This is a genomic window from Rhodococcus sp. G6(2025) (assembly GCF_058628105.1).
Window position 1 is genome coordinate 2,792,628 of record NZ_CP179750.1, and the last position, 20,822, is coordinate 2,813,449.

The window sequence follows — 20,822 nt, forward strand, 5'->3', positions numbered from 1 at the left end:
CGGGGGAGGACCGCGTGACATTCGAGTTGCCACCCGCCAAAGGGCCCGTGAGTCACTTCGCCAACGAAGTCGGCGCACTCATCGGATTCTCTATCGCGACCACGGTGGCCGCGGTGCGAGTTCTGGTGCGGCGCAAGTTGGCCTGGCGGGAACTGCTGGATCAGGCCTGGCGGATCGCGTCGGTCACGTCGGCACCCGCCCTGCTGTTGATGATCCCCATCGGAGTCCTCATCGCTGTCACGATCGGTAGCCTCGCCGGTCAGCTCGGCGCCGAGGGGTACACCGGGGCGGTCGTGGGGTTCGTGATCGTCGGGCAGGCGTCCGCCCTGGTGTGCGCGCTGATGCTGGCCGGGGTCGGAGGGTCCGCGATCTGCGCCGACCTCGGCTCGCGGACGATCCGCGAAGAGGTCGAGGCCATGGAGGTGCTCGGGCTCAATGTGATCGAGCGGCTCGTGGTCCCGCGCGTGCTCGCAGCGGTGATCGTCGGCATCGCACTCTGCGCGATGGTCACCGCCGTCGGAGTGTCGGCCTGCTTCCTCTTCCAGGTGATCGTCCAGAACAGTTCGGCGGGAAGCTTTCTCACCGCACTGTCGCAGTACACGCGGTTGTCGGATTTCGTGGTCGCCCTCGTCAAATCGACGGCGTTCGCGGTGACGTCGGCGCTCGTCGCCAGTTTCAAGGGGCTGCACGCCAAGGGCGGGCCCAGCGGTGTCGCCGACGCCGTCAACGAGGCCGTCGTGCTGGCCTTCATCCTGGTCTTCATCGTCAACACCGTGCTCAGTCAGCTCTATTCCGTTCTCGTCGTCCCGGTAGGTGGTTACTGATGGTCGTGAGCACCAGATGGCCCGCAGTGCACTGGGTGCGGGCCCGGGCTCGTCAGCCCCTGGACCTGATGACGGGGCTGGGGCGGGAATTCACGTTCTACGGCAGCGTGATCGCCGGAGTTCCCCTCGCGATCGTGAAGTACTGGCGGCACATCATGCGTCAGATCGGCGACATCAGCTTCGGCGGTGCCACGCTGCTCGCGGGCGGCGGCGCGATCGGTGTCGTCTTCGCGATGTCCGCCGTCGCTGCGACGCAGGTGGGCATCGAGGGGCTGCGCGGACTGGACCTGCTCGGCATGGGATCGCTGTCCGGACTCCTGTCGGCGATCCTCAACACCCGCGAACTGGCGCCCGTGATCGCCAGCATCGCGCTCGCGGCGAAGGTCGGAACCGGGTTCACCGCGCAGCTCGGCGCCATGCGCATCTCGGAGGAGATCAGTGCGCTGGACGCGATGGCGATCCGGTCGCTGCCGTTCCTCGCGAGCACACGACTCGTCTCGTGCCTGATCTGTGTGGTGCCGTTGTACGTCGTCGGCCTGCTGTCGTCGTACCTGGCATCGCGGCTCGTGATCGTCACGTTCGGCGGGCAGTCGGCCGGAACCTACGACTACTACTTCCATCTCATGCTCACCCCCACCGACGTCGTGTACTCGTTCGTCAAGGCCGTCGTGTTCGCGACGATCATCGCGCTCGTCCACTGCTCGTACGGATACCACGCGCACGGCGGCCCCGAGGGCGTCGGCCGTGCGGCCGGACGTGCGTTGCGGACCAGCATCCTCGCCATCGGTATCGTCGATCTGCTGCTGACGCTCTCGCTGTGGGGTCTCGTCCCGTCCGCCCCCGCCCTGGGGTTGCCGTGATGCGCGGCCGCCCGGGTGGTCCGGGCACCGGCGCACTCGCCGTGCGGGGGGTGATCGGAGTGGCGGTCCTGATTCTGGGATCGGCATTGCTGGTCGGTTTCGGCACCGGAACGATCGTCACCGATCCCGTGGTGACAGCGACACTTCCGGCCGACGCCGGTGCCGTGAAGTCGCACACCACGGTGTCCTACAAGGGGGCGACCGTCGGAACCGTGTCGAGTGTCGACGCCGGAATGAACGAGACGGGCATGGACATCAGTCTCCGCCCCGAGCAGATGCGTCACATCCCGGCTTCCGTCGAGGTGCGGGTCGTTCCCCGCACGCTGTTCGGCGACCAGACCGTCGAGCTGGTGTCGACCGCCGGAACCGGCGGCGCCCGACTCGAGGCCGGGGCGCGGCTGCAACCCGACACCTCGGCGGAGACCGTCCAGATGTACGACCTGTACTCGAAGGTCTACGACATGCTGTCGCGGGTGAAACCCGAACAGATGCAGGCCGCACTCAGCGCCGTCGCCGACGCGTTGCGGGGTCGCGGCGAGCAGTTGGGGCACACCATCGACAGCCTCCACGCTGTGGCGACATCCACCGCGCCACTCGTCGAGTCGGTCGCGGAGCGGACGCCACAGATCGCCCGGATCAGTGAGCAACTGGCCGCGGCCGCGCCGGACGTCCTCGCCGCCATGGACGCCGCGGTGTCGCTGTCGAACACACTCGTCGAGAACACCGACAGCTTCACCGGTTTCCTCGCCGCTTCGCTCGTCGTCTCGAGGAATTCCGGCGACGTCCTGGAACAGAACGCGGACAACATGATCGCGGTGGCCCTGAACGTCTCGCCGACCCTGGGCACCATGGCCAGCAAGTCCGATCTGCTGCGGGCCACCCTCGACGAGGCAGGCCCGTTCGGCGAGGCCGGCGCCGCCGTCTTCGCCACCGGCAAGTTCGCGGTCCGGGTCGCCGCGGACCTGTCCAACCCGCGGCCCTACACGTCGGCCGACTGCCCGCAGTATCCCGGCATGGACGGACCGAACTGCGGGGGAGGTGGCGGAGGATGAGCGTCCGGAACTCGGCAATCAAACTGGCGATCTTCGGCGTCCTCGGCATCCTCTCGGCAGTGCTCGTCGTGAACACGCTGCGGGTCCCGGTCGAGGGGCAGACCGTCACGTACAAGGCGTTGTTCACCGACGCCCAGGGTGTCACTCCCGGCAGCGACGTCACCATCGCCGGTGTGCGGGTGGGACGTGTCGATTCGATCGACATCGTCGACGGCGACGCCGGAAGTGCCACCGCCCTGGTGGACTTCGAGGTGCAGCGCGATCAGAAACTTCCCGCCGACACCACCGTCGCCATCCGGTACGGCGACCTCCTGGGGGTCCGGTATCTCGATCTCGCGGCCGGGCCGTCGGGCGAGGGCACCCTCGAGGAGGGCGACACGATTCCGCTCGACCGAACGTCGCCCGCACTCGACCTCACCAGTCTCTTCAACGGATTCAAGCCACTGTTCGACGCCATTGAACCGGAACAGGTCAACGCACTCGCCACCGAAGTCGTCGCGGTGTTCGACGGCAGGAAGGCGAGCATGGAAACTCTGCTGCGCAGGGTGGCGGACGTCACCGGCAACCTGGCGAATCACGATCAGCTGATCGGTGATCTCATCCGGAACCTCGAGGTGGTGGTGGGAACGGCGGCGGCACGGGGTCCCGAGCTGTCCCACCTCGTCGACAGCCTCACCCAGTTCACCGGGATGCTGGCCGAGAACAACGAGGTTCTCATGGACACCCTCGATCAGAGTGCGGCGGTGAGTCGCTCGGCGCTGCAGATCGTGGACGGGCGCGTCCCGGAGCTCGGCCGCACCGTGGAACAACTTCACTCGCTGACGGGGGCGATGCTGGGCGCCAACCCGGAATTCGATCACCTCATGGTGGCCATGCCGGAGTTCTTCTCCTCCGTCGACCGCTCGGGCTCGTACGGCTCGTGGCTCAACATCTACCTGTGCACCTTCATCGTCAACGTCGACGGTCGCGAAGGCGCCCTCGGTCCCGACCTGCATTCGAGGTACTGCCAATGAGTGTCACCGAGAACGTGCGCGACGTCTGGGACTCGCTGGCGGGAAATCAGCGAGTGCGGCCCGTCAACCCGCTGATCGTCGGAATCGTGGGAATTCTCGCGGCAACGCTGGCGCTGGCGCTGGTTCTGGTGATCCCGCGGGTGAGCTTCGCCGTGCGGACCGACGGGTACACGGCCGAACTCGCGAACGCTGCGGGCCTGACCGATTCGGACTACGTGTACGTGGCGGGGGTCCCCGCCGGCCGGGTCACCGGAGTGGACCTGGCGGGCGATCACGTGGTCGTGCACTTCCGGCTCGACGGTGAACGTCACCTCGGATCGACGACGTCCGCGGGGGTGAAGCTGTCGACCATCCTCGGCAAGCGCTATCTGGACGTCGCGCCGTCGGGGCCGGGAGACCTGGGGGACGACGGGGTGATTCCACTCCGCCGCACCAGCGTTCCGTATTCGCTCGACGACATCGGATCGTCCGCGATCGAGACGGCGGACGAACTCGACCTCGGGGGACTGCAGAAGATGCTTGCGGTGGTGACGGAGACGTTGCCGCAGGACGCGAACCTCAACCGGGAGGCACTGGCGGGTGTGAGCGCGGCGTCCACGATCCTGGCGAAGAACGCCGATCAGGTCACGCAATTGCTCGACAGCTCGCGGACCCTCACGGACGTGCTGGTCGGTCAGCAGGGTCAGCTCACCACCCTGCTCGGTAACGCGGACGTCGTGATGAACACACTCGCCACCCGGCGTGCAGCCATCCGCCAGATGGTCGACGATCTCCAGGCGCTCGTCGCACAGGCATCCCAGTTCCTCGGCGAGAACACCGCCGAGCTGGATTCACTGCTCGTGAACGCGAGGCAGGTGACGGACCGGCTGCAGGCGAACCTCGCCAACCTCGACGCGCTCCTGACCACGGGTGCACCGGCCGCGAGAGCCCTCGTGAACGCGACCGGAACCGGCGACTGGGCCGACGTCTCCGCGCCGTCGGCCGTCATCGCCGACAACCTGCTGTGCGTCGTCGGACTGATCACGGGGTGCTCGTGAACGCGGGCATCGCACGCCGGGTCGCCGGGATCGGCGGCGTGCTCGCGCTCGTGGTGGCGATCGTCGTGGCCGGCTGGCTGCTGATCTTCCGCACGTCGTCCACCGTCGTGCATTCCGAATTCGCCTACGTCAACGGCGTGTTCCCCGGCACCAAGGTCTCGGTGCTCGGGGTTCCGGTCGGCACGGTCGAGGCGGTCGAGCCGAGAGGCGCGACCGTAATGGTCACGATGTCCGTCGCGTCGGACATCGTGCTGCCCGCGGACGCGAATGCGTACGTGCTGGTGACGTCCGCGATCGGTGAGCGATTCGTCGAACTCGGCCCCGCGTACACCGGCGGCCCGGTGTTCGAGAGCGGGCAGACCATTGCACCCGAGCGCAGTCATTCGCCGATCACCTGGGACCAGTTGATGGACAGCGTCGACACCGTCGTCAAGGCGCTCGGTCCGGACGGAGGCGATGCCGGCGCCGCGATCTCCGCTGCCGCCGCGTCCTCGGACGGCCTCGGTCCCGCGATGAACGACGCCATCCGCACACTGTCGCAGGCGAGTTCGGTGATCGCAGGCAACAGCGCGGATGTCGGCGCGCTCGTCAACAACCTCGAGGTGCTCGTGAACGCGATCTCGTCGCGTCAGGCGCAGGTCGATTCACTCGCCGGTTCGCTCACTGCGATCGGCGACGAGTTCGCCGGCCAGCAGTTCGCGATCGGCGACACGGTGAACCAGTTGTCCGCGCTCCTGAACCAGATCGACCAACTCGTGTCCGCCCGGGGCGGCGACGTCGCCGCCGGCATCGACAACCTCGCGGGAGTGAGCGAGGTGCTGCAGAGGCACGACACCGACCTCGCCGAGATCATGGACCTGGTGCCCTTGCTGATCGACAACATCCAGCGTGCGGTCACTCCTGACCAGCGTGCCCGCATCCGGCTGAACATCTCCACCAACCTGGCGCAGGCCGAGCCGACGTCCCCGCTCTGCGCGGTGGTCGATCCGATCCTCTGCCGCGGAGCGGGAATCACCAACCCGATTCAGTTTCCGCCCAGCATGTCCGACCCGTTCGGGCTGCGCGAACTCATGGTCGGAGGACGATGACGATCCGGGCGAGAACGAAATCGCTGACGGCGGCGCTGGTCGTCGGTATGGCGCTGCCGGTCGCGGGGTGTTCGCTGAGCCTGCAGGATCTGTCGGTGGGCCGTTCGCCGGACGGTCCGTCATATCAGATCTCCGCGCAGTTCGACGGTGTCGATCGTGTCGTCCCGGGCGCCGAGGTCCGGGTGGGTCAAGAGGTGGTGGGCCGAGTCTCGGACGTGTCGACCCGGGACTTCACCGCTCGGATCGAGATGCGGATCCGCGACGACGTTCCGATACCGCAGGATGCGACGGCTCGGATCGAATTGCCCACGGCCCTCGGCAATCCCTTCGTCCGACTCGACGTCGGGGACGCGGCGGGCGCGCCGATGAGCGAGGGTGACACCATCCCACTGGACCGGACGTCGCGCGGTCCCGACATCGAGAGTGGCCTGGCCGCGCTGGCCACCGTGCTGAACGGCAGCGGCATAGACCAGATGCACGCCATCATGAACGAATTGACCGTCGCCTTCGCGGGCCGCTCGGACAAGGTCCGGGAACTGGTGGACATGTTGAACGACACACTGGGCGTCGTCGACGACCATCGGGACGAACTCGACCGGGCGATGGTGGCGTCCAATGCCTTCGCGGCGGAACTCGCCGCCGGGCAACCGACCCTCGATCGGGCGATGACCGGCCTGGCGCCTGCGGTGGATCTCCTGGTGTCGCAACGCGATCAGATCGTCGCGTTGATGGGGGAGGCGTCGCGTCTCAGCCGCGAGGCGCAACATGTCCTCGGCAGCGCCGGATCCGAACTGTCGGCCGAGATCAGCGACGCGGGGGCCGTGCTCACGGCACTCGACCGGTTCGAGTCACAACTCGCGCCGACACTGAATTCGGTGGCCACGTTCCTCGGTGGATTCGCCGCGGCCACACCCGGCGATTACACGACGTTCGACGGAACGTTCGACGTCACCGCCGTCATCGCCAAGTTGCTCACCGGATCGGCTCCGCTCGAGGTGCCGGAAGCCCGTACGCTGCCCGAGGTACTCGGCGGAGGCGTCCGATGATGACACGTCACGTGGTGGCGCAGTTGGTCCTGTTCCTCGTGATCTCGATCGCCGCGATGCTGTTCGGGCTGCGGTACGTCGCAGGCCCGGACACGTTCGGAAGTCCCATTCACCTGAGTGCGCGGCTCGACCACGCCGCGGGCCTCGCCCAGGGAGCGTCCGTCAATTATCGCGGAGTCGGAGTGGGCACTATCAGCTCCGTCGACGTGAACCCCGAAGGGACGGGCGTCGTCCTCGGCATCGAACTGCATCCCGGTACCCAGGTGCCGGCCGGATCGACGGCGAAGATCACCACCGAGAACGCGATCGGCATCCAGGCGCTCGACATCATGCCCGACAGTGCGGACCCGCCGTACCTCGCGGACGGAGACGTCGTCGAGGTTCCGGAGGAGGGAATCCCGCGCTCGCTCGACGCGACCCTCGTCGAGACCACGGACCTCGTGAACTCGATGGACGTCACCGCTCTGTCGTCGCTGGCCGACACGTTCGGCACCGCCTTCGGGGGCACGGGGCCCGACCTCCAGAACCTGCTCGACGGTTCCGCCGAGATCGCCCGGACACTCGAAACCCGCACCGACGCATTGTCGACCATCGTGAACAAGGGCATGCCGCTCCTGGACACCGCGGACGGCCTCACCGCCGCTCTGCCGGAATCGGCGAGCACCGCCCGGAGCGTCCTCGAGCAGTTGCGGGCCAACGATTCCGCGCTTGTCGACCTGCTCGGGCGCTCGCCGCAGACGATGGCGAGTCTGGACTCGTTGCTGTCGGGAAATCGGGACTCACTGGGCGCCCTGATGACGAATCTGGTTCTCCCCACCCGGATCGTCGGTGACCGCACACCCTCCCTCGACTACGGCCTGACGATCATGCCCGGCGCGCTGCCGAAGATCGCGTCGATCGAGAAGGGCGGACTCGCGGACCTTTTCCTGGTCGGAACGCAGGGGCCGATGTGCGTGTACGACGCCCCTCGCCGTCTGGTGACCGACGCGGAACCGAGTGCGCCCGCCCTGGACTGGACGTGCCAGTCGCAGCAGTACCTGGAGCAGCGGGGTGCCGTGAACGTTCCACGACCGGACGACCTGGGTCAGGAGAACGCGACGAGGAACGGCGGCGTCTACGGACCACCGGCCGCGGACGATCCGTTGGTGATCGAGCCGCCACTCACGGGGCACACCCCGCGATAGGTCCGTGCACGAGCCGAGGAGAGAACATCGATGAGCAAACCGACGGGTGCGGCGGACGGTGTCGATACGGCCGGCCGTATCAGGAGACTCACCCAGGCCGCACTCAATGCCGACGTCACGATCGGCCGCGTCGACGGGGTGGCCCACGAGATCGGGACGTCCCTCGACGAATTCGCCCGCGTGCTGGGCAGGTTCGACGCGTTGCTGGACAAGTTCGCCGACGGGCTCGACACCTTCGCAGGCACGGTCCGGTCGGTGGACGGAGTCGTCGGGTCGCTGACGGCCCCCGAACAGGACCTCGACGAGCTGCTGCTGCGCGTCGGCCGGATCGTCGAGACGGTCGACTGGCTCCTGACCCCCGCGACGGCGGTGCGTCACCGGTTGGCCGGGATCAGATTCTTCTGAGCTCCGGTATGCGAGGGGCTATGCCGGGTTGCCCGCGGCCCGGCGATAGCCGCGCACCGCGGGGTAGGTGAAGATCAGCAGCCCGGCGAGCGACCACGCGATGGTCTTGAGCAGAGGCTCCGCGACAGGACCGCCCATCGACAGTCCCTTCATCGCGTCGATCGCGCACGACATCGGCTGGTTCTCCACGAACGGCTGGAGCCACGTGGGGTAGGCGCCGGTGGGTACGAATCCCGAGTTGAAGAACAGCAGGAGAGTGCACAGCAGGGAGAGGAGTTCGACGAGCGGTGCCTTCGCCGCGTTGACGGCGAGGGCGGTCACCATCGTCGCGAAACTCACCCCGAACAGCAGCGGCAGGAGCATCAGCGCGACACCGGCGAGGATGCCCTGATCGAACCGGAACCCGACGGCGAAACCGACGGCGATGATCAGCACCGTCGTGAGCATGATCCGCACCGATTCGGCCATCAGGCGACTGAGCAGGCCCGACGCGCGGTGCACGGGCAGCACCCAGAACCGGCTCAGGAGCCCGTCCGCCCATTCCTTCTTCAGCGACAGGCCGCCCGCGATGGATCCGAACATCGCGCCGACGAGCGTGATCATCGGAACGGTCCCGAAGACGCTGTTGACCCCGGTGGCCTTGGTGATCGAGATCCCGAGCACCGCCCAGAACATCAGCAACATCAACGACGGGTACACGATCGCCTGCAGCATGGTGTACGGGTCGCGCGCCCAGCGGAGTAGAAGTCGTCTGGTCTGCAGCAGGCTGTGCGAGAAGAGTGCGGCGAAGGAATTCTCCGGGTGGGGTTCGAGCACCTCGGGGAAGGTCACCGTCGCCGGTGTGTCGGATCGGTATTCGGTGGTCATCCGCGCCTCACATTCGACCAGATCGACAACGGAATGAAGACCAGTGCCAGCCCTCCGCACCACAACAGGGTGGGTGTCAGCTGGTGGAACGTGATCGTGCCTTCCGTCATGGCACGCATGGACGAGGAGAACTGCGAGATGGGCTGATTTCGCACGAAACCCTGCGCCCACTCCGGGAACTGCGTCACCGGAACGAAACCGGACGAGAACATGCCGAGGATCAGCTGGGGGAGCGTCAGCGCCTGACTGGTGACCTCGGGGCTCCGGGTCAGGGTGCCGAGGGCGTCGGCACCCGTCGTGAGCGTGAAGCCGATCAGCATCGCCAGCCCGCAGAACGCCGCGGTCAGCCCGAATCCGCCGTCGAACCGGAAGCCGATCGCGTATCCGTAGCCGATCGCGGCGACGAGTGAGATCGTCGAGTGCACGAGGGAGGCTGTCATTCGCGCGGCAAGCGGGACCGCCGCCCCGACCGGCATCGTCTGGAATCGCGAATTCATGCCGTTCGACGCCTCGGTGGCCGCGCGGTGCGCCGCCGAGATCGCGGTGAACGCCATGGCCTGCAGGACGATGATCGGCATGACGAACTGCGCGTAGTCGATGCCCTGGAACTTCATCACCAGACGCAGCGGCAGATAGAAACCGACTGTGAAGATCAGCGGGGCGAACACCGCGATGAAGAACTGACCGAACACCCACATCGTGTGCAGGTTCCGCTGGGACAGCGCAATCCACTGCTGGATGATCGACGGTTGCGGCCGCCGGTGCCTGCCTTCGAGGGCACTGTCGAATCCGAGCTGGGCGGGCGCCGTCACGACGGCAGGCTCTCGTCGACGCGGACGTGACCGGTGAGGGAGAGGAAGACGTCGTCGAGGGACGGGCGCCGCAGGGCGATGTCGGCGAGCGTGACCCCGGCGAGGTCGAGGCGGCGCAGAACCTCGGCGAGGGTCTGGGCGCCGTGTTCGGCGGGAATCGACAGCCGGTCGGTGCCTTCCTCGATGGCCCGGCCGGGTGGGCAGAGGCTCGAGAGGATTTCGCGGACGCGCGGCAGGTCGTCGAGACTCACCGGGACGACCTCGCAGTAGCTTCCGCCGGTCCGGGCCTTCAGTTCGTCGGCCGTGCCCTCGGCGATCACGGTGCCCTTGTCGATGACGACGATGTTGTCGCTCAGCAGGTCGGCTTCTTCGAGGTACTGCGTCGTCAGCAGGATCGTGATGCCCTGCTCCTTCAGCGCGGACACGAGGGACCACACGCCCTGGCGGCTGCGGGGGTCGAGGCCGGTGGTGGGCTCGTCGAGGAACACCACCTCGGGACGGATCACGAGGCCACAGGCGATGTCGACGCGCCGGCGCATACCGCCGGAGTACCCGGACACCTTCCGGTCACCCGCTTCGAGCAGATCGAACTGTGTCAGGAGGTCCTGTGCGCGCGATTTCGCGGACGCCTTGGGCAGGCCCATCAGGCGGCCGAACAGCACCAGATTCTCGCGGCCGGTCAGCGACTCGTCGAGGGCGGCGTACTGGCCCGTCATCATGATGCTGCGCCGGACGTTCGCCGACTCCTCGACGACGTCGTGTCCGGCGACGAACGCGCGGCCCGCATCGGGGCGCAGCAGAGTGGACAGCACGTTGACGGTGGTGGTCTTCCCTGCGCCGTTGGGGCCCAGGATGCCCAGGACCGTGCCGCGGGGCACCTCGAAGCTCACACCCCGCAACGCTGCTACGTCACCGAAGGATTTCTCGATTCCCTCGACAAGAACGGCGGAGTCAGGTGCTGGCATGTCCCGAGTATGTCACGCGAAGAGGGTGATCAAGGCAGACCGGGGAACACCTTCGCGCCCGACGAAGGGGTGGGAAAAACTTCTGTAACGCGTAAAGACAGGTACACGATAAATGCCGGACGTCTGTACCACTTCGGCCTCGGCGACCACGGCGGAAACCGATCCCGTCCGGCCGGAAGGTCGTGCTGTACCGCGACGTTCCGGCTCCGGGGAAGTGCCACACGGCAATTCGGGTCACTCCCGCGAACTTCGAGACGAATGTGAGCTTCGACATGCGCCTTTCGCGCTCTACCGCGGCGTGACCCACGTCGTGATGTCGGCGTGAACCACCTCTACTCCCTGTCGGTCGAAGATGCGCACGGGCACCACCACGTCGGTGCCCTCGGTGATCGCGGCAAAATCCGGCAGCTCCGGCAGTTCCGCGACGGCGCGCAGCGTTCCGTTCGCCGTGGCGAGGTAGTCGACCGTCATCGACTTCGGGATCCACCGGTGGCTCGACGGCACGGTCGCCTCGGACAGCATGCCCATGGCGGCCTCGGCGAGGTTGCACGCCGCGATCGCGTGGAACGTACCCAGGTGGTTGCGCACGCCCCACCATTTCGGTGCGCGGACTTCGCAGCGGCCCGGGCGCATCTCGACGACGCGGGGGAGTACCGAGCCGAAGTAGGGGACGCGCAGACACATGCCGATAGAGAAGAGGACGTGTCCGAGCGTGTTGTCGGGGAGCTTCTGCCACGCGGCGAACGTGGGATTCGAGGTAGTCACTCCCGTATCTTACTTCAGGGTAAGTTCGGTCGAGTACGAGAGGAATCGAGCCCGGTTTGAAGTCTCCCGCCCGGTACGGCATACTGGTCGGGTTGCCTTGTCTGGGACGCGATCGTTTGCGGCCCGAAACAGGTGGGGTGAAACGTCGCGGTGTAGATCACATGACCTGCTCGCGGCCACATGCAAGACGGAAGCAGTACCTACTGGCACTCGAATTCGAGTGCATCCGGTGCGCGTTCCCGGCCCGAAAAGCTGAAAAGTTCCGGGTCGGAGAATGAGTGGGAGGGCGACACGCCCGACCGCGTGTACCGGAGAACCATGACAGATGAACAGCGGCAGCGGATCGGGTGTGTCCCGGTCGCCTAGCGTTCGGACAGTTGCGGCCCAGGTAAGGGACTGTGCAGACGAGGTAGTTCGGCCCGACTCGGGTGGGACTACGAAACGCGGCAAGAAAAGGACACTAAGCGTGGCGGGACAGAAGATCCGCATCAGGCTCAAGGCCTACGACCATGAGGCGATCGACGCGTCAGCGCGCAAGATCGTCGAGACGGTGACCCGTACCGGGGCCCGCGTCGTTGGACCCGTGCCGTTGCCGACCGAAAAGAACGTGTACTGCGTCATCCGCTCGCCGCACAAGTACAAGGACTCGCGCGAGCACTTCGAGATGCGTACTCACAAGCGGCTTATCGACATCCTCGACCCGACGCCCAAGACGGTTGACGCGCTCATGCGCATCGACCTTCCGGCCAGCGTCGACGTCAACATTCAGTGAGCGCGGCGGAGACAAAAACAATGACTGATACCAAGATCAAGGGAATCCTGGGCACCAAGCTCGGCATGACCCAGGTCTTCGACGAGAACAACCGGGTCGTTCCGGTCACCGTCGTGAAGGCCGGACCGAACGTCGTGACCCAGATTCGTACCGAAGAGCGTGACGGCTACAGCGCCGTGCAGCTCGCGTTCGGCGCCATCGACCCGCGCAAGGTGAACAAGCCGACTTCCGGCCAGTTCGCCAAGGCCGGCGTCACCCCGCGCCGCCACGTTGTGGAGCTCCGCGTTGCCGACACGTCGGAGTACGAGGTCGGCCAGGAACTTACCGCCGAGGTCTTCGAGGACGGCGCCTACGTCGACGTCACCGGAACCAGCAAGGGTAAGGGCTTCGCCGGAACCATGAAGCGCCACGGCTTCGCCGGTCAGGGTGCATCGCACGGTGCGCAGGCCGTTCACCGTCGCCCCGGTTCCATCGGTGGTTGCGCCACTCCGGGCCGCGTGTTCAAGGGCATGCGCATGTCCGGCCGCATGGGTAGCGACCGCATCACGACGCAGAACCTCTCCGTCCACAAGGTGGATGCCGAGAACGGCCTGCTGCTGATCAAGGGTGCGATCCCCGGCCGCAAGGGTGGCCTCGTGATCGTCAAGAGTGCAGTGAAGGGTGGTGCACGAGCATGACCAGCACCGAGACATCGACGACCAAGCTGACGCTGGACGTCAAGGTCGCCGGCGGCAAGACCAACGGCACCGTCGAGCTCCCCGCGGAGATCTTCGACGCGCCTGCCAACATCGCGCTTCTCCACCAGGTTGTCGTCGCGCAGCTCGCTGCTGCACGTCAGGGCACCCACGCCACCAAGACCCGCGGCGAGGTTCGCGGCGGTGGCAAGAAGCCGTACCGCCAGAAGGGGACCGGCCGCGCTCGTCAGGGCTCGACCCGTGCACCGCAGTTCGCCGGCGGTGGCACCGTCCACGGCCCGCAGCCGCGCGACTACAGCCAGCGGACCCCCAAGAAGATGAAGGCCGCCGCCCTGCGCGGAGCCCTCTCCGACCGGGCCCGCAACGAGCGCATCCACGTGATCACCGAACTGGTTGCCGGTCAGACTCCGTCCACGAAGTCCGCCCGCACCTTCCTCGGCGAGATCTCGGACCGCAAGAAGGTCCTGCTCGTCGTCGGACGCGAGGACATCGCGGCCTGGAAGAGCGTGCAGAACCTGGACGGCGTGCACCCCATTGCACCCGACCAGCTCAACACCTACGACGTGCTCAACAGCGATGACGTCGTGTTCAGCGTCGAGGCGCTGAACTCGTTCATCCACGGGCCCGCCGAGACCGCCCAGGAAGAGAACAAGGAGGAGGGCAAGTGAGCACCATCGCCGATCCCCGCGACATCCTGCTCGCCCCGGTCATCTCCGAGAAGTCCTACGGACTGATCGAGGAAGGCACCTACACCTTCCTGGTGCACCCGGACTCGAACAAGACGCAGATCAAGATTGCCGTCGAGAAGATCTTCGGCGTCACCGTGACCAGCGTCAACACCGCCAACCGTCAGGGCAAGCGCAAGCGGACCCGGTTCGGTTACGGCAAGCGCAAGGACACCAAGCGCGCGCTCGTGACCCTCTCGGCCGACAGCAAGCCCATCGAGATCTTCGGAGGACCGGTCGCGTAAGCGCCCGGGACTTGACGAGACATAGAGGACGAGAAGACTCATGGCAATCCGTAAGTACAAGCCGACTACCCCGGGCCGTCGTGGCTCGAGCGTCTCGGACTTCGCCGAGATCACTCGGTCGACCCCCGAGAAGTCGCTGGTTCGCCCGCTCCACGGACGCGGTGGACGTAACGCACACGGTCGTATCACCACCCGGCACAAGGGTGGCGGACACAAGCGCGCCTACCGGCTGATCGATTTCCGTCGCAACGACAAGGACGGCGTGCCGGCCAAGGTCGCTCACATCGAGTACGACCCCAACCGCACCGCGCGTATCGCCCTTCTGCACTACGCGGACGGCGAGAAGCGCTACATCATCGCCCCCAAGGGCCTGATCCAGGGTGCTCCGGTCGAGTCCGGCGCAGGCGCCGACATCAAGCCCGGCAACAACCTGCCCCTGCGCAACATCCCGACGGGTACCACCATCCACGCGGTGGAACTCCGCCCGGGTGGCGGCGCCAAGATGGCCCGCTCGGCCGGATCCAGCATCCAGCTGCTCGGTAAGGAAGGCACCTACGCCACGCTGCGTATGCCGTCCGGCGAAATCCGTCGTGTCGACGTTCGCTGCCGCGCCTCGATCGGTGAGGTCGGCAACGCCGAACAGTCGAACATCAACTGGGGCAAGGCCGGCCGTATGCGCTGGAAGGGCAAGCGCCCCACCGTCCGTGGTGTCGTGATGAACCCGGTCGACCACCCGCACGGTGGTGGTGAGGGTAAGACCTCCGGTGGTCGCCACCCGGTCAGCCCGTGGGGCAAGCCCGAGGGCCGCACCCGCAAGAACAAGGCGAGCGACAAGCTCATTGTCCGTCGTCGCCGTACCGGCAAGAACAAGCGCTAGGAGGGAGTGAAGGATGCCACGCAGCCTCAAGAAGGGCCCGTTCGTCGATGACCACCTCCTCGCGAAGGTGGACGTGCAGAACGAAAAGGGAACCAAGCAGGTCATCAAGACCTGGTCCCGTCGTTCCACGATCATCCCGGACTTCATCGGCCACACGTTTGCGGTTCACGACGGCCGCAAGCACGTCCCCGTGTTCGTTTCCGACTCGATGGTCGGACACAAGCTCGGAGAGTTTGCACCGACCCGCACGTTCAAGGGTCACATCAAGGATGATCGGAAGGCGAAGAGGCGATGAGCAACACCGAAACCGCCAACCCGACCGCCAAGGCAGTAGCGCGCCACGTGCGCGTCACGCCGATGAAGGCGCGTCGTGTTGTGGACCTGGTCCGCGGGCGTTCGGTTGAAGACGCCCTGAACATCCTGAAGTTCGCGCCGCAGGCAGCGAGCGAGCCGGTCGCCAAGGTGATCGCGTCTGCAGCAGCCAACGCCGAGAACAACCTCGACCTCGACCCGAGCACGCTTGTCGTCGCCACGGCGTTCGTGGACGAGGGCGCGACCCTCAAGCGGTTCCAGCCGCGTGCACAGGGACGTGCGTTCCGTATCCGCAAGCGCACCAGTCACATCACCGTGATCGTGGAGAGCCTGCCGAAGACCGGAACATCGACCCGTAATCGCCGGAAGGGAAGTGCTCAGTAGTGGGCCAGAAAATCAACCCGCACGGCTTCCGCCTCGGCATCACCACCGACTGGAAGTCTCGCTGGTACGCAGACAAGCAGTACGCGGAGTACGTCAAGGAAGACGTCGCGATCCGTAAGCTCCTCGCCACCGGCATGGAGCGCGCGGGCATCGCGAAGGTCGAGATCGAGCGCACCCGTGACCGTGTGCGTGTGGACATCCACACCGCTCGCCCGGGCATCGTCATCGGCCGCCGCGGCGCCGAAGCCGATCGCATCCGTTCCGAGCTCGAGAAGCTGACCGGCAAGCAGGTCCAGCTGAACATCCTCGAGGTCAAGAACGCCGAGGCCGAGGCTCAGCTCGTCGCACAGGGTGTGGCCGAGCAGCTCTCGAACCGTGTCGCCTTCCGTCGCGCCATGCGCAAGGCCATCCAGTCGGCCATGCGTCAGCCCAACGTCAAGGGCATCCGCGTTCAGTGCTCCGGTCGTCTCGGCGGCGCCGAGATGTCCCGGTCGGAGTTCTACCGCGAAGGCCGTGTGCCGCTGCACACGCTTCGTGCGGACATCGACTACGGCCTCTACGAGGCCAAGACCACCTTCGGCCGCATCGGCGTGAAGGTCTGGATCTACAAGGGCGACATCGTCGGTGGCAAGCGTGAGCTGGCCGCCAACGTGGCTGCTCCCGCAGGCGACCGCCCGCGCCGTGAGCGTCCGAGCCGTCCCCGTCGTTCCGGTGCCACCGGCACCACCGCGACCAGCACCGAGGCCGGCCGCGCAGCGACCGCCACTGCCGATGCACCCGCTACGACTGAACAGAAGGAGGGCTGACGCATGTTGATCCCACGGCGGGTCAAGCACCGCAAGCAGCACCATCCGAGCCGTTCGGGTGCCGCCAAGGGTGGAACCCAGGTGACCTTCGGTGACTACGGCATCCAGGCTCTCGAGCCGGCCTACATCACCAACCGGCAGATCGAGTCCGCTCGTATCGCCATGACCCGGCACATCAAGCGTGGCGGCAAGATCTGGATCAACATCTTCCCGGATCGCCCCCTCACCAAGAAGCCGGCCGAAACCCGCATGGGTTCCGGTAAGGGTTCGCCCGAGTGGTGGATCGCGAACGTCAAGCCCGGTCGCGTGATGTTCGAGATGAGCTACCCCAATGAGGAGATCGCTCGTGAGGCCCTGCGCCGCGCGATGCACAAGCTCCCGTGCAAGTGCCGGATCGTGACAAGGGAGGAGCAGTTCTGATGGCTACTGGAACCCCAGCCGCAGAGCTCCGCGAGCTCACCGAAGAAGAGCTGGTCACCCGGCTTCGTGAGTCGAAGGAAGAGCTGTTCAACCTTCGTTTCCAGATGGCCACGGGTCAGATGGACAACAACCGTCGACTTCGTACCGTTCGTCACGAGATCGCGCGTATCTACACCGTTCTGCGTGAGCGTGAGCTCGGGCTGGCCGTTGGTCCGGACGCAGGTGACGCGGCATGAGTGAGGAAAAAGCAGTGAGCACTGAAGAGCGCGGCAGCCGCAAGGTCCGCACCGGATACGTCGTCTCCGACAAGATGGAGAAGACGATCGTGGTCGAGCTCGAAGACCGGGTCAAGCACCCGCTCTACGGCAAGATCATCCGGCGCACCAGCAAGGTGAAGGCGCACGACGAGAACGGCGTCGCAGGCATCGGTGACCGCGTGCAGCTGATGGAGACCCGTCCGCTGTCCGCGACCAAGCACTGGCGTCTCGTCGAGGTCCTCGAGAAGGCCAAGTAAGAAACCGAATAATGTATCCAGTACGATGGTGGGGTTGCCTTGCGGCAGACGCACGGCAACCCCACCGTTGTGCCGCCCACCCGGGCGGCCCCTCTCGCAGGGCACGGGTACAGACCGCGCACGTCGGGTCGGAAATCTGCCGTGCAACAGTCCAGGTCAAGGAGAAGTAAGTGATTCAGCAGGAGTCGCGGCTGCGCGTCGCCGACAACACGGGTGCCAAGGAGATTCTCTGCATCCGCGTTCTCGGTGGTTCGTCTCGCCGCTACGCCGGGATCGGTGACATCATCGTCGCCACCGTCAAGGACGCCATCCCGGGTGGAAACATCAAGAAGGGCGAGGTCGTCAAGGCCGTCATCGTCCGTACCACCAAGGAACGTCGCCGTCCGGACGGGTCGTACATCAAGTTCGACGAGAACGCCGCCGTCCTCATCAAGCCGGACAACGATCCCCGTGGCACCCGCATCTTCGGCCCCGTCGGCCGTGAGCTGCGTGAGAAGAAGTTCATGAAGATCGTCTCGCTCGCCCCGGAGGTGCTGTGATGAAGGTGCACAAGGGTGACACCGTGCTGGTCATCGCCGGCAAGGACAAGGGCGCGAAGGGCAAGGTCATCCAGGCCTACCCCGCGACCAACAAGGTCCTCGTCGAAGGCGTGAACCGCATCAAGAAGCACACCGCGGTTTCCGCGAACGAGCGCGGAGCCTCCTCCGGCGGCATCGTCACGCAGGAAGCCCCGATCCACGTTTCCAACGTCGCGGTCGTCGACTCGGACGGCAACCCCACTCGCGTGGGCTACCGGACCGACGAAGAGTCCGGCAAGCGCGTTCGGATTTCCCGGAAGAACGGGAAGGACATCTGACATGACCTCCACTGAGAACAAGATCCAGCCGCGCCTGAAGACTCGCTACCGCGAGGAGATCAAGGCTGCGCTGAACACCGAGTTCGACTACGCCAACGTGATGCAGATCCCCGGCGTCGTCAAGGTCGTCGTCAACATGGGTGTCGGTGACGCCGCGCGCGACGCCAAGCTGATCAACGGTGCCGTCAACGATCTCGCTCTGATCACCGGTCAGAAGCCCGAGATCCGCAAGGCACGCAAGTCCATCGCGCAGTTCAAGCTCCGCGAGGGAATGCCGATCGGTGCCCGCGTCACGCTGCGTGGCGACCGCATGTGGGAGTTCCTGGACCGTCTCGTGTCCGTCGCGCTTCCCCGCATCAGGGACTTCCGCGGCCTGTCGGGCAACCAGTTCGACGGCAACGGCAACTACACCTTCGGCCTGAACGAGCAGTCGATGTTCCACGAGATCGACGTGGACAAGATCGACCGCCCGCGCGGCATGGACATCACCGTGGTGACCACCGCGACCAACAACGAAGAAGGCCGTGCCCTGCTGAAGCACCTCGGCTTCCCGTTCAAGGAGAACTGAGCTAATGGCTAAGAAGGCATTGGTCAACAAGGCCAACAAGAAGCCCAAGTTCGCGGTGCGCGCCTACACCCGCTGCCAGCGCTGCGGCCGTCCGCACTCGGTGTTCCGCAAGTTCGGCCTGTGCCGAATCTGCGTCCGTGAGATGGCGCACGCCGGCGAGCTGCCCGGCGTCCACAAGAGCTCCTGGTGAGCCGGTGACGCCGTCGCCTCGGCGGCGGCGTCACCCCACAGACTTCCGGTTCGTAACCTCGGACCGGGAAACGTAAGACCTACTTCGCGATAGGCCTGCGCCGGAAACGGCAGAGGGAACCGTTGTGAGAAAGGTAGAGGTCAACCTCATGACCATGACCGACCCCATCGCAGACTTCTTGACGCGTCTGCGCAACGCCAACACGGCGTACCACGATGAGGTGAAGTTGCCTCACTCGAAGATCAAGGCGAACATCGCCGAGATCCTCAAGCGCGAGGGTTACATCGCCGACTACCGCACCGAAGACGCCGAGGTGGGCAAGACCCTCATCGTCGACCTGAAGTACGGCCCGAGCCGTGAGCGCAGCCTCGCCGGCGTGCGCCGCGTCTCCAAGCCCGGTCTGCGTGTGTACGCGAAGTCCACCAACCTGCCCAAGGTTCTGGGCGGCCTCGGCGTGGCGATCATTTCCACGTCCACCGGCCTGCTCACCGATCGCCAGGCGGCCAATCAAGGAGTGGGCGGGGAAGTCCTCGCCTACGTCTGGTAAGGGAGGCCACCACAATGTCGCGTATTGGAAAGATTCCCGTCACCGTCCCCGGCGGCGTCGACGTCTCGATCGACGGCCAGGACGTCACGGTCAAGGGTCCCAAGGGCTCACTCGCCCTGACGATCTCCGAGCCCATTGCCATTGCGAAGAACGACGACGGCACGCTCAGCGTGACCCGTCCGGACGACGAGCGTCGCAGCCGCGCGCTGCACGGTCTGTCTCGTACCCTGGTACAGAACCTCATCACCGGTGTCACCGACGGTTACACCACCAAGATGGAGATTCACGGCGTCGGTTACCGCGTCGCTCTCAAGGGCAAGGACCTCGAGTTCGCACTCGGCTACAGCCACCCGGTCCCGATCGAGGCTCCGGAAGGCATCACCTTCGCGGTCGAGTCGCCCACCAAGTTCTCGGTGTCGGGCATCGACAAGCAGAAGGTCGGGCAGATCTCGGCCAACATCCGTCGTCTCCGTCGTCCGGACCCGTACAAGGGCAAGGGCGTGCGTTACGAGGGTGAGCAGATCCGCCGCAAGGTCGGAAAGACGGGTAAGTGATATGAGCCAGACTGCAAACCAGAAAGCCAAGCGGGTTCCGCTCGGCAAGGATGCGTCCACGAAGCGTCGCCTGTCGAAGGTGCGTCGTCACTTCCGTCTCCGCAAGAAGGTCTCCGGCACGCCCGAGCGTCCCCGCCTGGTCGTCAACCGGTCCTCGCGCCACATCCACGTCCAGCTCGTGGACGACCTCGCAGGCCACACCCTGGCCGCGGCGTCGACCACCGAGGCCGACGTGCGGGCCGCGGACGGCGACAAGAAGGCCCTCAGCGCAAAGGTCGGTCAGCTGATCGCCGAGCGCGCGAAGGCTGCCGGCGTCGAGACCGTGGTCTTCGACCACGGCGGACACGGCTACCACGGTCGCATCGCGGCCCTGGCGGACGCAGCTCGCGAAGGCGGGTTGAAGTTCTGATGACCATCATTTCGAACGGAAGGACAGCCT

At 66.0% G+C, this 20,822-nt stretch carries 31 protein-coding genes; 27 read left to right on the top strand and 4 right to left on the bottom strand.

Annotated features, from left to right (window positions below; genetic code table 11):
* The first annotated feature begins 14 nt into the window (after positions 1-14).
* Genes ACLIVD_RS12535 through ACLIVD_RS12575 form a run of 9 tightly spaced genes read left to right on the top strand, consistent with a single transcriptional unit; the run spans position 15 to position 8,509 of the window.
* Positions 15-824 carry an MlaE family ABC transporter permease gene (locus ACLIVD_RS12535; RefSeq protein ID WP_105412661.1) on the top strand — a complete coding sequence of 270 codons (810 nt, stop codon included), beginning with the start codon at positions 15-17 and terminating at the stop codon, positions 822-824.
* Complete coding sequence (locus ACLIVD_RS12540) at positions 824-1,684, top strand: MlaE family ABC transporter permease (protein ID WP_009479359.1); 861 nt, start codon at positions 824-826, stop codon at positions 1,682-1,684. Before ACLIVD_RS12535 ends, ACLIVD_RS12540 begins: the two co-directional genes overlap by 1 nt.
* Positions 1,684-2,736, top strand: coding sequence for an MCE family protein (locus ACLIVD_RS12545; RefSeq protein ID WP_283353824.1), 1,053 nt, complete (start codon positions 1,684-1,686; stop codon positions 2,734-2,736). The genes ACLIVD_RS12540 and ACLIVD_RS12545 overlap by 1 nt, the downstream gene beginning before the upstream one ends.
* Positions 2,733-3,749 (top strand): MCE family protein, encoded by a 1,017-nt coding sequence (locus ACLIVD_RS12550; protein WP_283353825.1) that lies wholly within the window; start codon positions 2,733-2,735, stop codon positions 3,747-3,749. Before ACLIVD_RS12545 ends, ACLIVD_RS12550 begins: the two co-directional genes overlap by 4 nt.
* On the top strand, positions 3,746-4,786 hold the full coding sequence (locus ACLIVD_RS12555; RefSeq protein ID WP_283353826.1) for an MCE family protein: 1,041 nt from the start codon (positions 3,746-3,748) through the stop codon (positions 4,784-4,786). The genes ACLIVD_RS12550 and ACLIVD_RS12555 overlap by 4 nt, the downstream gene beginning before the upstream one ends.
* Complete coding sequence (locus tag ACLIVD_RS12560) at positions 4,783-5,874, top strand: MCE family protein (RefSeq protein ID WP_283353827.1); 1,092 nt, start codon at positions 4,783-4,785, stop codon at positions 5,872-5,874. The genes ACLIVD_RS12555 and ACLIVD_RS12560 overlap by 4 nt, the downstream gene beginning before the upstream one ends.
* Positions 5,871-6,920, top strand: coding sequence for an MCE family protein (locus tag ACLIVD_RS12565; protein WP_283353828.1), 1,050 nt, complete (start codon positions 5,871-5,873; stop codon positions 6,918-6,920). Before ACLIVD_RS12560 ends, ACLIVD_RS12565 begins: the two co-directional genes overlap by 4 nt.
* Positions 6,917-8,104: an MlaD family protein gene (locus ACLIVD_RS12570; protein ID WP_283353829.1), complete on the top strand. Its 1,188-nt coding sequence runs from the start codon at positions 6,917-6,919 to the stop codon at positions 8,102-8,104. Before ACLIVD_RS12565 ends, ACLIVD_RS12570 begins: the two co-directional genes overlap by 4 nt.
* A gap of 30 nt (positions 8,105-8,134) precedes the next feature.
* The gene (locus ACLIVD_RS12575) at positions 8,135-8,509 is read left to right on the top strand and encodes a hypothetical protein (RefSeq protein WP_283332979.1); all 375 of its coding nucleotides are present in this window, start codon (positions 8,135-8,137) and stop codon (positions 8,507-8,509) included.
* A gap of 18 nt (positions 8,510-8,527) precedes the next feature.
* Here the strand turns inward: ACLIVD_RS12575 and ACLIVD_RS12580 are convergent, their stop codons facing one another.
* From ACLIVD_RS12580 to ACLIVD_RS12595, 4 genes are all read right to left on the bottom strand, one after another.
* On the bottom strand, positions 8,528-9,376 hold the full coding sequence (locus ACLIVD_RS12580; protein ID WP_491932551.1) for an ABC transporter permease: 849 nt from the start codon (positions 9,374-9,376) through the stop codon (positions 8,528-8,530).
* On the bottom strand, positions 9,373-10,188 hold the full coding sequence (locus tag ACLIVD_RS12585) for an ABC transporter permease (RefSeq protein WP_105412651.1): 816 nt from the start codon (positions 10,186-10,188) through the stop codon (positions 9,373-9,375). Before ACLIVD_RS12585 ends, ACLIVD_RS12580 begins: the two co-directional genes overlap by 4 nt.
* Positions 10,185-11,153, bottom strand: coding sequence for an ATP-binding cassette domain-containing protein (locus ACLIVD_RS12590; protein WP_105412650.1), 969 nt, complete (start codon positions 11,151-11,153; stop codon positions 10,185-10,187). Before ACLIVD_RS12590 ends, ACLIVD_RS12585 begins: the two co-directional genes overlap by 4 nt.
* A 288-nt stretch (positions 11,154-11,441) precedes the next feature.
* Positions 11,442-11,918, bottom strand: coding sequence for a hotdog fold domain-containing protein (locus tag ACLIVD_RS12595; RefSeq protein ID WP_491932552.1), 477 nt, complete (start codon positions 11,916-11,918; stop codon positions 11,442-11,444).
* A 466-nt stretch (positions 11,919-12,384) separates the two neighbouring features.
* On the opposite strand from ACLIVD_RS12595, the gene rpsJ reads away from it, so the two are divergent.
* From rpsJ to rplR, 18 genes are all read left to right on the top strand, one after another.
* A complete protein-coding gene (rpsJ, locus tag ACLIVD_RS12600; RefSeq protein ID WP_003938093.1) occupies positions 12,385-12,690 on the top strand; it encodes a 30S ribosomal protein S10 in 306 nt (101 codons plus the stop codon).
* 20 nt (positions 12,691-12,710) lie between these two features.
* A complete protein-coding gene (gene rplC / locus ACLIVD_RS12605) occupies positions 12,711-13,367 on the top strand; it encodes a 50S ribosomal protein L3 (RefSeq protein ID WP_009479366.1) in 657 nt (218 codons plus the stop codon).
* Entirely contained in the window at positions 13,364-14,053 is a 690-nt protein-coding gene (rplD, locus tag ACLIVD_RS12610) for a 50S ribosomal protein L4 (RefSeq protein ID WP_105412648.1), read from the top strand. Before rplC ends, rplD begins: the two co-directional genes overlap by 4 nt.
* Positions 14,050-14,355 (top strand): 50S ribosomal protein L23, encoded by a 306-nt coding sequence (gene rplW, locus ACLIVD_RS12615; protein WP_005239632.1) that lies wholly within the window; start codon positions 14,050-14,052, stop codon positions 14,353-14,355. The genes rplD and rplW overlap by 4 nt, the downstream gene beginning before the upstream one ends.
* Positions 14,356-14,395: 40 nt before the next feature.
* The gene (rplB, locus tag ACLIVD_RS12620) at positions 14,396-15,232 is read left to right on the top strand and encodes a 50S ribosomal protein L2 (RefSeq protein ID WP_280782635.1); all 837 of its coding nucleotides are present in this window, start codon (positions 14,396-14,398) and stop codon (positions 15,230-15,232) included.
* A 13-nt stretch (positions 15,233-15,245) separates the two neighbouring features.
* A complete protein-coding gene (gene rpsS / locus ACLIVD_RS12625; RefSeq protein WP_003940820.1) occupies positions 15,246-15,527 on the top strand; it encodes a 30S ribosomal protein S19 in 282 nt (93 codons plus the stop codon).
* Positions 15,524-15,928 (top strand): 50S ribosomal protein L22, encoded by a 405-nt coding sequence (gene rplV / locus ACLIVD_RS12630; protein ID WP_005239634.1) that lies wholly within the window; start codon positions 15,524-15,526, stop codon positions 15,926-15,928. The genes rpsS and rplV overlap by 4 nt, the downstream gene beginning before the upstream one ends.
* Complete coding sequence (gene rpsC, locus ACLIVD_RS12635) at positions 15,928-16,734, top strand: 30S ribosomal protein S3 (RefSeq protein WP_005239635.1); 807 nt, start codon at positions 15,928-15,930, stop codon at positions 16,732-16,734. Before rplV ends, rpsC begins: the two co-directional genes overlap by 1 nt.
* A gap of 3 nt (positions 16,735-16,737) precedes the next feature.
* A complete protein-coding gene (rplP, locus tag ACLIVD_RS12640) occupies positions 16,738-17,154 on the top strand; it encodes a 50S ribosomal protein L16 (RefSeq protein WP_005239636.1) in 417 nt (138 codons plus the stop codon).
* A complete protein-coding gene (rpmC, locus tag ACLIVD_RS12645; RefSeq protein WP_005239637.1) occupies positions 17,154-17,390 on the top strand; it encodes a 50S ribosomal protein L29 in 237 nt (78 codons plus the stop codon). Before rplP ends, rpmC begins: the two co-directional genes overlap by 1 nt.
* Positions 17,387-17,668 carry a 30S ribosomal protein S17 gene (gene rpsQ, locus ACLIVD_RS12650; protein WP_005239638.1) on the top strand — a complete coding sequence of 94 codons (282 nt, stop codon included), beginning with the start codon at positions 17,387-17,389 and terminating at the stop codon, positions 17,666-17,668. The genes rpmC and rpsQ overlap by 4 nt, the downstream gene beginning before the upstream one ends.
* 170 nt (positions 17,669-17,838) lie before the next feature.
* Entirely contained in the window at positions 17,839-18,207 is a 369-nt protein-coding gene (gene rplN / locus ACLIVD_RS12655; protein ID WP_005239639.1) for a 50S ribosomal protein L14, read from the top strand.
* Complete coding sequence (gene rplX, locus ACLIVD_RS12660; RefSeq protein WP_005239640.1) at positions 18,207-18,524, top strand: 50S ribosomal protein L24; 318 nt, start codon at positions 18,207-18,209, stop codon at positions 18,522-18,524. The genes rplN and rplX overlap by 1 nt, the downstream gene beginning before the upstream one ends.
* 1 nt (position 18,525) lies before the next feature.
* Positions 18,526-19,092, top strand: a complete 567-nt coding sequence (rplE, locus tag ACLIVD_RS12665; protein ID WP_005239642.1) for a 50S ribosomal protein L5 — start codon at positions 18,526-18,528, stop codon at positions 19,090-19,092.
* A gap of 4 nt (positions 19,093-19,096) precedes the next feature.
* Complete coding sequence (locus ACLIVD_RS12670) at positions 19,097-19,282, top strand: type Z 30S ribosomal protein S14 (RefSeq protein ID WP_005239644.1); 186 nt, start codon at positions 19,097-19,099, stop codon at positions 19,280-19,282.
* A gap of 148 nt (positions 19,283-19,430) precedes the next feature.
* Positions 19,431-19,829 carry a 30S ribosomal protein S8 gene (rpsH, locus tag ACLIVD_RS12675; protein WP_005239657.1) on the top strand — a complete coding sequence of 133 codons (399 nt, stop codon included), beginning with the start codon at positions 19,431-19,433 and terminating at the stop codon, positions 19,827-19,829.
* Between the two features lie 14 nt (positions 19,830-19,843).
* Complete coding sequence (rplF, locus tag ACLIVD_RS12680) at positions 19,844-20,383, top strand: 50S ribosomal protein L6 (protein WP_009479371.1); 540 nt, start codon at positions 19,844-19,846, stop codon at positions 20,381-20,383.
* A 1-nt stretch (position 20,384) separates the two neighbouring features.
* Positions 20,385-20,792, top strand: a complete 408-nt coding sequence (rplR, locus tag ACLIVD_RS12685; RefSeq protein WP_072945701.1) for a 50S ribosomal protein L18 — start codon at positions 20,385-20,387, stop codon at positions 20,790-20,792.
* Positions 20,793-20,822 lie beyond the last annotated feature (30 nt).